This is a genomic window from Siminovitchia terrae (assembly GCF_003605405.2).
Lineage (GTDB): Bacteria > Bacillota > Bacilli > Bacillales > Bacillaceae_C > Siminovitchia > Siminovitchia terrae.
In genome coordinates this window covers 169,443-181,417 of sequence record NZ_QYTW02000002.1, presented here as the reverse complement: position 1 = coordinate 181,417, position 11,975 = coordinate 169,443, and the positions used below count along the sequence as shown (strand labels likewise).

General features: G+C 41.0%; 12 protein-coding genes. 4 read left to right on the top strand and 8 right to left on the bottom strand.

The window, feature by feature from the left end; all coding sequences use genetic code 11:
• Positions 1-6: 6 nt before the first annotated feature.
• From D5F11_RS03255 to D5F11_RS03240, 4 genes are all read right to left on the bottom strand, one after another.
• The gene (locus tag D5F11_RS03255) at positions 7-648 is read right to left on the bottom strand and encodes a DUF4129 domain-containing protein (protein ID WP_120114734.1); all 642 of its coding nucleotides are present in this window, start codon (positions 646-648) and stop codon (positions 7-9) included.
• Positions 649-663: 15 nt separating this feature from the next.
• The gene (locus tag D5F11_RS03250) at positions 664-1,572 is read right to left on the bottom strand and encodes a hypothetical protein (RefSeq protein ID WP_120114735.1); all 909 of its coding nucleotides are present in this window, start codon (positions 1,570-1,572) and stop codon (positions 664-666) included.
• Positions 1,573-1,906: 334 nt separating this feature from the next.
• Positions 1,907-2,536 (bottom strand): hypothetical protein, encoded by a 630-nt coding sequence (locus D5F11_RS03245; RefSeq protein ID WP_120114736.1) that lies wholly within the window; start codon positions 2,534-2,536, stop codon positions 1,907-1,909.
• A complete protein-coding gene (locus D5F11_RS03240; protein WP_120114737.1) occupies positions 2,529-3,281 on the bottom strand; it encodes a MerR family transcriptional regulator in 753 nt (250 codons plus the stop codon). Before D5F11_RS03240 ends, D5F11_RS03245 begins: the two co-directional genes overlap by 8 nt.
• Positions 3,282-3,745: 464 nt before the next feature.
• On the opposite strand from D5F11_RS03240, the gene D5F11_RS03235 reads away from it, so the two are divergent.
• Both D5F11_RS03235 and ilvA read left to right on the top strand, forming a co-directional pair.
• Positions 3,746-4,405 (top strand): SIMPL domain-containing protein, encoded by a 660-nt coding sequence (locus D5F11_RS03235; protein WP_185830473.1) that lies wholly within the window; start codon positions 3,746-3,748, stop codon positions 4,403-4,405.
• A 99-nt stretch (positions 4,406-4,504) separates the two neighbouring features.
• Complete coding sequence (gene ilvA, locus D5F11_RS03230; protein WP_120114739.1) at positions 4,505-5,773, top strand: threonine ammonia-lyase IlvA; 1,269 nt, start codon at positions 4,505-4,507, stop codon at positions 5,771-5,773.
• 330 nt (positions 5,774-6,103) lie between these two features.
• Here the strand turns inward: ilvA and D5F11_RS03225 are convergent, their stop codons facing one another.
• From D5F11_RS03225 to D5F11_RS03215, 4 genes are all read right to left on the bottom strand, one after another.
• Complete coding sequence (locus D5F11_RS03225) at positions 6,104-7,708, bottom strand: catalase (RefSeq protein ID WP_425470724.1); 1,605 nt, start codon at positions 7,706-7,708, stop codon at positions 6,104-6,106.
• Between the two features lie 418 nt (positions 7,709-8,126).
• Positions 8,127-8,369: a hypothetical protein gene (locus D5F11_RS03220; protein ID WP_126646489.1), complete on the bottom strand. Its 243-nt coding sequence runs from the start codon at positions 8,367-8,369 to the stop codon at positions 8,127-8,129.
• Positions 8,333-8,485, bottom strand: a complete 153-nt coding sequence (locus D5F11_RS25860; protein WP_185830472.1) for a hypothetical protein — start codon at positions 8,483-8,485, stop codon at positions 8,333-8,335. Before D5F11_RS25860 ends, D5F11_RS03220 begins: the two co-directional genes overlap by 37 nt.
• A gap of 79 nt (positions 8,486-8,564) precedes the next feature.
• Positions 8,565-9,635, bottom strand: coding sequence for a M20 family metallopeptidase (locus D5F11_RS03215; protein ID WP_120114740.1), 1,071 nt, complete (start codon positions 9,633-9,635; stop codon positions 8,565-8,567).
• Between the two features lie 232 nt (positions 9,636-9,867).
• Between D5F11_RS03215 and D5F11_RS03210 the strand changes: the two genes are divergently transcribed.
• Positions 9,868-10,449, top strand: coding sequence for an ANTAR domain-containing response regulator (locus D5F11_RS03210; protein WP_120114741.1), 582 nt, complete (start codon positions 9,868-9,870; stop codon positions 10,447-10,449).
• A gap of 91 nt (positions 10,450-10,540) precedes the next feature.
• Positions 10,541-11,968 carry an NAD-dependent succinate-semialdehyde dehydrogenase gene (locus D5F11_RS03205; RefSeq protein WP_120114742.1) on the top strand — a complete coding sequence of 476 codons (1,428 nt, stop codon included), beginning with the start codon at positions 10,541-10,543 and terminating at the stop codon, positions 11,966-11,968.
• Positions 11,969-11,975: the final 7 nt, after the last annotated feature.

Here is an 11,975-nt window from a genome sequence, read left to right as displayed (position 1 = left end):
CCCCTCCTATCCTTTCATCGTTTTCTCAGGCTCCTCCAACCATTCCATCGCTTCTTTCCGAAACTGGCCATACTCTTCTTTTTCGAGTTTCCTCTCACCGTATGTCACTTCATCAAAAACACGCGCCAAATGGTAAAATTGATCTGCCCAATTCCGATTAAATTTTTTTAATTCATCATAATACTCCCAATTCGTTTTCCAGATCCTTGCTTCCAGCCAGCTCTTTTGATGAAAATAAAGAAGGGTTGCCAAAAACAAATGGCGCGCAGCCATTGAATAATCCTGCTGTTTTTCCAGCTTAAGTACCTCCGCCAAGTGCCTCTCAGAAGTCCAATCCAGTTCACTCATTGATTGGAGCGGCGATTTATCGCGGTATCGCCTAGACCTTCGCGTATGGCGGACAACAAAATAGACGACTAGCCCCAGCACGATGACGATCAAAACAGCGATCAATATCAAAACTGGGCCTGCAGCCGCGCTTGCCGCTTCGTGGGAAGGAAACAGCTTTTCAAGCTGTCTTACAATCCATTCCTTGGCACTATCCCACCAGCTCTGCAGGAAACCCTTCGTCTGGTTCTCATAAACCTTATATTCAGCTTTGTTTAATATTTCCTGAAGTCTTTCCCTCGCCTGATCAGCATCCAGCATTAACCATCACCTGACCTAGATTTGTGGTGTGTGATATTCCCCAATCATTTCTTTCAAGTCGTCCGCATCATGCCTAATCTTTAGGTCAAAATACATAACGGCATACCCTACAGAAAAAATCATCGTTGTAAAAATACTTACTGCATTGATAATAAGTGAAAGTAGTACACTATTTCCAAGAACCAGTCCAAAAGTCATTTCCAATATTGTGCTAATCATAGTCACAATCAAAGAGAAAATAATAAAGAGCCCAAACAGTACCCAAGTGCGGCCTTTTGTCAATTTCCAACTACGTGAAAGTCCAGGTGTCTCCTCCTCAAAGACGACCGACCCGAAATAAAAACTCCAGCGAGTCAGCAAAAGACCTATTCCTATGAAAAACCCTACGAAAAGCAAAATAGCCAAGATGATGCCGACAACTGGGAGAACAATCGCTCCGACAACACCCGCAATCGTTATGATGATTACCGGTACTACAAATAAACAGAACGCGATCACTCCAAATAGAATGGTGCTTCCAAGCATAGGCCAATAGCGTGAAAACGCCTGCTTAATAACGGAACCGACCGTATACTCTTCACCTTTTCTCATATGGTCTACCGCAAACATGACTGCCGCTGTGGCAACAGGTGCAACAAAAATACTAATAAGCCCCACTAGTGCAATCCCTAAATCAGCACCCAGGTTGACATCTTCCGTATCATCGAAACTCGTAAGGATCTGTTCATACCATGTCTCCCCCACTCCAACCTCCCGGAAAAAACTGACTCCAGAGGCCAACTCGATGATAGCTTGTAATAAATAGATAGGCCCCATAAAAATAAGAAATATTAAAAATAAGTCCTTAAAGTGCCTCTTGCTTAAACTGAAAGTATGATCTAGAATCTGACCAAACCCTTTCGGTCTACTAAATCTCTCATCCATCTTTTGAAAAAACCTCCTAAAAAAAGAATCATATCGACTATTTTAACATTGTTCCTATTGAATGTATGAACTATATGATAATTTCTGGAATTTTTTTAATAAATTTCTTTCGACCATTACCTTCTATTTCTAGAATCTCCTCAATCTAAGATATCACTTTGTATAAGAACCAATTTTACTGCTTAATAAAGGAGCGTGGTTGCTTCTTATTTATATAGTTATGCCGGTGCTGGTGGGTCTCCAATCTAATTCACAATGTATATTAATAAAGACGGAAAATGAAAAGGGCGTGTAAAAAAAACGCTGGCTGTCTCTAAGCAACCAACGTTTTTTCCTAGGCTTTTTTTGGAAAAATAAAATACGTTACTGTTATAACGGCATCAATGATCAGGATGAGCATCCAAATGCCAGTAATCTTTCCAATTGTCGGATCAGTAAACCAGCCTTTTTCAATGAGATGTCCGAGCGCATCCCCGAAATCGTTCAACTTTAATATCTCATTCGGACTACGAAAATCACTGAAAAAGCTTAAAATAAACAACACAGCAGCATACATCAATGCATGAAGCGCGAATTCCTTCCCTTGCTTAACTGCATAATCCAAGCCAAATAATTTCTCCTCTTTTTCCTCTTCAACAGGAGGCTCACCCTTCCACTTTCGGATGTTTCTTTTCATCCATTGGTCAAGCTTCCGCATATCATTTCTTCCGAATGTCAAAGCATACAGAAGGAATATAACAATGATGACCTGAAATGTATCAAAAGTACCAGTGTTTCTGTAGTCCATGACGCCAAGCGCTAAAAGCCAGGCATCGCTGGTAAGCCAAAGGAAAATAAAGTATTTACTGAGCTTTTCCAGACCGAACGCATATCTGACGATAAAGAATCCCAAAAGACTTACCCAAAATATAACCTCCCCCAAGATAAGAAATAACCATTTATATTGAAGAATAAATTCAATCATGAATCTTCCCTCCATTTTCATAAATTGCAAATGCTTGATCTAAAAAACGCAATAGTTTTTCATCTAAAGGGTACCAGCCAAGCCGCGAGGATTCTTCGGGTGATTTTCGCACTTCCCATAATTGTTGTTGAAGCTGTTCATCGTCGCCATATAGCGATTTAGATTTCATCCAAATTTCCTCCACAATAGTCTGAACCTCTATAGAGTTCGGGGGCTGGTCCATCATGTCTTGAAGTGCTTTTATCAGATCGATCCATTCCCCTGTCTCTTTGTTATCGTCATTTATATTTGGAAGCTTTTTAGTCACTTCGTCCACCTTTTCTCCAAACCATTGCTTGGAGTATTTCCTCATCTCCATTTGACCCGTTTGCTGGTGCTGAAGCATTTGTAAAATAAGATCCCAATTTAGTCTTCCTTCAATGGAATGACTATGGAGAAGTCCCACTAGGTCCCTTTCCATTTCTTTAAGAAGTTTCTGTTCTGAGCGGATGAGGTTGAGTTGATTTTTTATATGATCAACCGGATCCAAGTCATCATTTTCAATCAGCTGCTTGATCTCCTTTAAAGAAAAGCCGACTTTTTTCAGGAATTGGATCTGTTGAAGTTTAATAATATCTTCTTTTCTATATGTGCGGTGTCCGCCTTCAGTTACGCCCAAAGGCTTCAATAAGTTAATTGAATCATAGTACCGCAAAGTTCTGGGGGTTACATTGGCTTTTTTCGATAATTCGCTAATGGTGATCATATCATGCACCTCGCTCGTTTCTAACACCAGTATACAAGTTGACGCTGCGTCAACTTCAAGCTATGATCAAATTCGCCTTGGCGTATTTGCGCCCAGATTTTATCGAGCTTAAGCTCGATAAATTTCCTCTGAAAATCTGTGGCATCCGCCGAAGGCTTTAACTTTATTCAGCCGGGGTTCGAACCCCCACTGAATGGAATACCAATAGGCATTCATCTCACCACTCACAGAAGTGGGAGACTTCTACTGAATGAAGTTAAAATGTTCAAAAAGGTTAAGGTTGCGAATTTCGTGGAACGCGATAGCTTTCGTGTTGCTGACAAATGCGCTTTTAAAAGAAGTTTCTTCAAAAAAGCGTAGAAACAAGTCAACAAGGATGGAGCATCTTCCAAAATAAAGTTGTTCCACTCTGATTTGTCTCATACTTATTATAAATGATACTGGGAGAAAGCGGTGAGATTCTCATGTACTATCCACTTCCATACAAAACGGTCAAAACTAGACCGAACGTCATCAAGGTGTCCGGTGAAGGGAAAATTTCTGTTGAGCCGGAAATTGCCGTAGTCAGATTGGGTGTCTCTACGGAAAGTTTAACCTTAGCCCAGGCTCAAGAGGAAAATGCAAGAGCTATTTCTAATATCAAGAAAGCTTTTACCAAAGCAGGCATACCCGAAAACGCGATCAAGACTGACGATTATTCCATCTATCCGCAGCATGATTATGTGGAAGGGCAACAGGTTTTCAGAAACTATAGGGTCGACCATATGCTTTTGGTCAAGGTCATTGAAATCAATCAGGCGGGACCGATTGTCGATATTGCCGTAAGAAATGGGGCCAACATCGTTTCAGGTGTCACCTTTGAAGCAGCCCAAAATGATCAATTTTACAGGAAGGCATTATCCTTTGCCGTCCTAGATGCCCGCAGGAAAGCGGAAACCATTGCTGAAACGTTGAATGTGCAATTGTCCAAAGTGCCTTTTTCTATTGCCGAAATTAATGACAGAGAAGTGATTCCTTATCAGAAGAAAACGTTCGCAATGAACGAAGCGTCCACATCATTGCATCCAGGGACTCTGGAAATTATCAGCCGCGTTCAGGCAGAATTTTCCTATGTTTCTATGTAAACGCTTTCCCTAAATATTTTGAAAACTCCTGTGTTATTTTCAATATCTTCATGTTATAATATAGAAATCTTTATACAAAAGCGGAGGTAGGATGACGCCATGAATACAACGGAGGAAAAGACAAAAACTTTGAATTTGGAAGATATTCTCATTTCGTATCAATTTTTAAAAGATGTAGTGGCACACACACCTTTGCAGAAAAATGACCGGTTATCTGAGCAATATGATTGCCAGGTGTATGTAAAAAGAGAGGATTTGCAACACGTCCGCTCCTTTAAGCTGCGTGGTGCCTATTATAAAATAAAAACGATTGAGCTTGAGGCAAGGGAAAAAGGTGTTGTCTGTGCCAGTGCAGGAAATCATGCACAGGGTGTTGCATACGCATGTGCCCACCTTGGAATTCTGGGAACGATTTTCATGCCGCAAACAACGCCAAAACAGAAAATTAACCAAGTAAAAATGTTTGGACGTGACTTTATAGAAGTCGTTCTGACTGGAGATACCTTCGATGAAAGTTCCGCCGAGGCAAATGCATATGCAGAAGAAGAAGACCGTATCTTCATCCATCCATTTGACGACCTAGACATCATTGCCGGACAGGGAACAGTGGCGGTTGAAATAATGAATGAAATCCACGAGCCAGTCGATTTTGTCTTCGGCAGCATTGGTGGCGGTGGATTGATGGCCGGCCTAAGCACTTATGTAAAAAATGTATCCCCTCATACAAAAATGATCGGTGTTGAGCCAAACGGAGCTTTATGCATGAAAACAGCTTTGGAAAACAACTCTGTGACCGCACTTCCTTCCATTGATAAATTTGTAGATGGGGCTGCTGTCCAATGTGCTGGCCAAAAAACATTTGAATTATCCAAGAAATATATTGATGACATTGTGGCTGTACCTGAAGGAAAAGTATGTACAACCATTCTGGACCTCTATAATCAGCACGCAATTATCGCGGAGCCTGCAGGTGCACTTCCGATTGCGGCATTGGACTTTTATAAAGACCAAATCAAAGGTAAGACTGTTGTGTGCGTCATTAGCGGCGGCAACAACGATATAAGCAGAATGCAGGAAATCAAAGAGAAATCCTTGATGTATGAAGGCCTGCTCTACTATTTCATCGTGAACTTCCCGCAGCGTGCGGGTGCACTCCGGGAATTCCTTGACGAAGTTCTTGGGCCTGATGATGATATCATTACATTCGAATATACGAAGAAAAACAACAGAGAGAGAGGCCCGAGCCTTGTCGGTATTGAACTTAAACGCCGTGAAGACTATGCTGGGCTGATTGAACGGATGGAGGAAAGAAATATTTCCTATACAGAAGTCAATAAGGACAGCATGCTGTTCCACTTATTGATCTAAAATTGAACCAGTCTGAGAACAACATGTTGTTCTCAGACTGGTTTTTCATTTGCAGGATTTCCTCCTGTAAACAGCTGCCGGATACCCTAGTGATGCCCGTTGGATTCTTTAGAGATCTCGCAAGAAACACCTACAAAGTGCCGGATGAAGCTTAGAAGACTCAGTCGCAGCTTTTATTGTGTACCCCTCATTATTCGACTCTCATTGCAATCGAATAGTAAATGCCCTAAGGCTTGATATAGGATTGTACGTTTTGACAGGGCACTCTTTTCCCGGTGAGACAACCCTACACCTAGTCAAGAAAATTTTCTTGAAAGACTGCTCAAAACCTTAATATGAATCAGTTTCGCGCCCCTTTTCCTCAGCCATTTCAGGCGCTTGTTCCCCACCTTTATTTCCAAGAGGATGCATGCTAGACCCTTCTGTACTTGCATTTTTTATTCCTTCTCTAAGACGGCGTCCATATTCTTCATCTGCTTCTTCAGCCAAAGCGATCATTTTTTTCTGGATTCTCTGATCACATTTGGACAGGTCATTCACAAGGTTCGTAATCAGCTCATCTTTTTCCCAATCCTCAAAGCTGCGATATGTGTCTCCTGCCTGCTTAGTATTATCATTTCTGTCAATTGATTCCCTCACAAGGTGTCCTTCGATTTTAGGCGTGTATTCTTTTCCCGGTTGCTCCGCTTCCTTTAATCCTCCAAGAATGGACGGCTCATAATTAATATGCAGATTTTGACCAGGAGCGCGATCCACTTTATATTGCATTTGACCGCCAGTTTGATTGGTAGCCACCCTCTTTTTCGGCGAATTGATTGGCAGTTGAAGATAGTTTGGCCCAACCCTGTACCTTTGTGTGTCTGAATAAGAGAAGGTCCGTCCTTGAAGCATTTTATCATCCGAAAAATCAAGTCCATCTACAAGTACTCCTGTTCCAAAAGCTGCTTGTTCCACTTCATTGAAATAGTCTTCCGGATTTTTATTCAGAACCATTCTGCCTACAGGCAGCCATGGGAACTGATCTTTCGGCCAAATCTTTGTGTCATCAAGTGGGTCAAAGTCAAGCTCTGGATGCTCTTCATCACTCAAAATCTGTACAAAAAGCTCCCATTCCGGATAGTCCCCGCGCTCAATCGCTTCGTACAAATCCTGTGTGGCATGATTGAAGTTTTTCGCTTGTATTTCCTCAGCCTCTTTTTGAGTCAGGTTTTTAATCCCTTGCTTCGGTTCCCAATGATACTTAACCAGAACAGCTTCTCCATCATGATTCACCCACTTATAAGTATTGACCCCTGAACCTTGCATGTGCCGGTAGTTGGCCGGTATTCCCCATGGAGAATATAGAAAGGTCACCATATGAAATGACTCTGGAGAATTAGCGCAAAAATCGAAAAAGCGTTCACTATCCTGTATGTTGGTAATCGGATCCGGTTTAAAGGCATGAATCATATCAGGGAATTTAATGGCATCCCTAATAAAAAAGATCTTTAAATTGTTTCCCACCAAGTCCCAGTTACCATCCTCAGTGTAAAATTTAACCGCAAAACCGCGTGGATCCCGGAGGGTTTCCGGTGAATGACCACCATGAATCACACTTGAAAAGCGGACGAAAACAGGGGTTCGTTTTCCTTGTTCCTGAAAAACCTTTGCCCTTGTATATTTAGAAACAGGTTCATCTCCCGCTTTTCCGTAAGCCTCGAAATAACCGTGTGCCCCGGCTCCTCTTGCATGCACAACACGTTCCGGAATTCGCTCCCGATCAAAATGGCTGATCTTTTCAATGAAGTCATAATTCTCTAGAGTTGCGGGCCCTCTGTTGCCAACCGTTCTTAGATTTTGATTGTTGGTGACTGGATGACCCTGTCTATTTGTAAGAGTCATATCGCCTTCTTGATTTGATTTTTTGTCTATTGATTCTTTATTTTTGTCCATCATGGATGACACTCCTCCCAAAATTTATGTATTTCCATGTAGCGATGTTCGAGTTTAATATTCCCGCTTTATTCCAGTTAATCCACCAATGAAGGATTTTTCCCTTTTGCACCTTCCTATTCGAATAGTGACCGAGTTTTTGGGAAACAATGCTTTTTCAGGCAGCTAACCACTCTATTTATGACCGCCTGCACTTTTTTGAGCACCCTTTCGTGACCGACTTTTAGCCAACCGCACTTTTTCGAGCTTTTTTCCTCTCTATAAGACGGCTGTTTTTAAAAAGACAATATTTTCACGTTCTTGCCATCCCTTCCCCATTTCCATAAAATAGTCTTAATAGCAAGAGAGGAACATAATGAAATCAATATATGGCGGTGATCACTAAAGCAGTGCACCTGTTCTCAAAACCATCAAAAGGTGGTCACCCGCCACGTTTGGGAGGAAAATAAAGACCAAGTCCGCCTGAACCGTTTATCGCCAGAAAGAAAATCGACTGCCTGTGTCTAGGTATGGTAGTCATTTTTATATCAAATACGCCTTGGCGTATTTGCGCCCAGATTTTATCGAGCTCCGCTCGATAAATTTCCTCTGAAAATCTGTGGCATCCACTGGAGGCTTTGACTTTATTCAGCGGGGTTTGAACCCCCACTGAATGGAGTACCAATATGCATTCATCTCACCACTTACAGAAGTGGGAGACTTCTGCTGAATGAATAAAAAGGAGCAGTATTTACCTAAATGAAAAAAAGCTTGTCGAGAAAATATCCACTTTTTCGACAAGCTGTGACACCCAAAGGCGTCTTTTTTTAATTGATACAAATTAGATGATAATACCATCAGCGCAAGGATCATCATTTTATTATTTAAAGGCTTTTCCAAATGCAATTAATATTTGTTTATATGTTTCAACAGATTCTATATTCACATACTCATTGTCACCATGCCAATTACCTCCCGCAGGTCCAAACTCAATGGCAGGTATATTGAACCTAGAAAAATACCTAGTATCGGCAAATCCATGCTGTCCGAAAATCTCAACCCTTTGTTTACTAGTGTTGGCGCTGATTTGCGATATCAAATTCTGCATATGTGTATCATCAGTCGTATTCATGACCGGATCCCCGTATAAGATAATGTCAATCTCACATTCATCAACACTTCGGATTTGCTCTATAATTATTTGTTTGTTTTGAGTAGGGAGAAATCTGATGTCCAACGAAATAATACATGTATCAGGAACTTTATTATACACTTCCCCTCCTTTGATTTTCGCCAAATTAATGGAGGGATACCTAAACAATTCTGAGGATTCTTTTGCAAAAGGAAGGCCAAGAATATGCCTATATAAATCATAAGCACGTAAAATAGCATTCTCTCCCTCCCAAGGCCGGCTTCCATGAGCCGACTTTCCCCTGACAAGTATATCCAATTGGAGAACCCCTTTTGCCTGTAAACCAATCCCTAAATGAGTAGGCTCAGCACATATGACAAAGTCTCCAAGATAACCTGATTCAGTTAAATATTTCGTACAATTATACCCACCGATTTCTTCATCTGTCACAAGCTGTAATTGAATTTTACATTGTAGCACCGTGTCTTTTAAATCGGCAAGTGCACACATCATCGCAGCTACACCTGCCTTCATATCTGCCGATCCTCTACCAAATAATTGACCTTCTGCCTGGTATGGATGAAATTGATCTTCTTTTCCGCTTACAACATCGACATGACCATTCAAAATTAAAGTCTTTTCTCCCTTTCCCACTTCACATATCAACATTTTAAATCCATTATTTTCCAATGTTTTCACAGTCATTCCACGTGAGAGAAACCAGTTCTGGCAATATTTAATTGCTTCATTAGCTCCTTGTTTTGTGGAACTATCAATTCGAATCAAGTCTTCAATCAGGCTTGTCAAACGTTCCCCCATATAGTCACTGCCCCTCTTTCTGTCATGTTCTATTACTAATGAAAAATTCTAAATTATATTTAAATAATTGACAAGCTTTTTTTATTCTAGTAAGATTATTACAAAAGTTCATAAAACATGCAAAGGCGCTATTGACACTTTCCGGAAAAACGAAAGGAATCTTTAGGCGCTTTTTTACTGTCCCCCCTATTGAAAGCGTTATCTAATTGAGATCCTTATGAGGTGGTTCATAGTGCAAACCGGTATATTACTAGTTGAAGATGAAACAATTATACGTTTGGATGTAAAACAAATGCTGGAATCTGCAGGATACAAGGTATACGCCACCGGGGATGGAGAGTCTGCCATTGAAATGGCGTATGAAATTAATCCAGACCTTATTGTAATGGATATTATGATGCCTAAACTCAACGGTCTCAAAGCAAGTAGAATTATTGGTAAAGCTACCGGCACACCGATTATTTTTTTAACAGCATACAGCCAGCCAGATTTCATTGAGGATGCAAAACAGCCGCATGTACTAGGTTATCTTGTAAAGCCTGTAATGGAAGCTAGTTTAATTCCGGCTGTTGAAATAGCTTTGTCACAAGTAAATATTAAAAAGCAAATTACAAACGAAATAAAAAACTTACAGGAGAAGCTTGAGACTCGCAAATTGATAGAAAGAGCAAAAGGCTATTTAATGAAAGTAAAAAATTTATCAGAAGACGAGGCATATGTTTTACTAAGAAAGATAAGTATGAATCACCAAAAGCCGATGGAAGTCGTTGCATCCGCTATCTTAAAGAAATACCAACTAAAAACAAGTGAATAAAAAGCAAAGGCGCTTAATGAACAGTTGATCACTGTTGTTGGAGCGCCTTTTTATTTTGTTAAAAAGTAGCTATGAAAGGAGATTGTTTGACATGTTTAATTATAACTGGATTAACGGAAAGAAATGGAAAACAGAGAAAACGATTCACGTAATGAACCCGGCCACTGGGAAAGTGATTGGAGATGTACCATCTGCAGGAAAAAAAGAAGTTGCAGCTGCCATAGATGCAGCCTCCCGTGCTTATGTGAGTTGGTCTAAGTTAACCCCATCTGAACGTGGAGCTTACTTAACTAAATGGGCTGAAAATTTATTAAACAAACGGGAGGAACTGGCCCTATTGATGAGCGAAGAACAAGGTAAACCGGTGAGTGAGGCGCGCGGTGAAATAGAAGGTAGCGCTCAGTTTATTAAGTGGTACGCAGAGGAAGGTAAACGGATATATGGAGAAGTCATCCCCCCTTCCAGTCAAAATCAACGGATCACCGTAATAAAACAGCCCGTAGGGGTTTGCGCGTTAATTACACCTTGGAACTTTCCAGGTGCGATGATTGCCAGAAAAGTTGCTCCCGCTTTAGCTGCTGGTTGCACAATTATCGTGAAGCCAGCAAGTGAAACACCGAAAATTGCTATAGCCATGTTTGACGAACTCATGGCAACGAAAATACCCGCCGGTGTTGCCAACCTGGTGACAGGCAAGGCCTCTATAATATCCGATGTACTATTCGAAGATCAACGTATACGCAAAATTTCCTTTACTGGTTCTACAAATGTGGGGAAAAAATTAATGAAAAAAGCAGCGGATCAAGTTAAAAGAATTTCACTTGAACTCGGAGGAAATGCGCCTGTTATTGTTTTTCCTGATTCCAATTTGGACGTGGCAGCCGAAAAAATAGTGGAGAATAAATTTGAAAACTGCGGACAAATGTGTAACGGAATCAATGTCATCATGGCACACAAAGATATAGAGGAGGAACTGACCGAAAAAATTAAATATTTGGTCCAGAAAATAAAGGTAGGTGAAGGCACAAAAGCAGATGTACAAATGGGACCGTTAATCAATGATGCCGCCCTCCAACGGATGGAGGACTTAGTGAAGGATGCCAAGGAGAAAGGGGCTACTTTATTGACAGGAGGTGAACGAATCCAGACAGAGCTGGACGGATATTTTTATTCGCCAACAATTTTGACAGATATCACAGATAAAATGGAGCTTATACAAGAAGAAATATTTGGACCCATTGCCCCTATTATGACTTTTGAAAATGAGGAAGATGTTATCGAGTTTTCCAACAAATCGCCTTATGGTCTAGCCGCCTACTTCTTTACAAATGATGTCAATCGGGTGTATCGGATCAGTGAACGCCTAGAGTACGGGATGGTCGGCGTCAATGGAACACAATTAAGTGTTCCTCAAGCACCATTTGGCGGAGTGAAGGAGAGTGGAATGGGGAGAGAAGGCGGCCACTTTGGATTAGATGAATTTGTGGAGCTTAAATATATCTCATTAACCTTGCAGTAAGTCGATC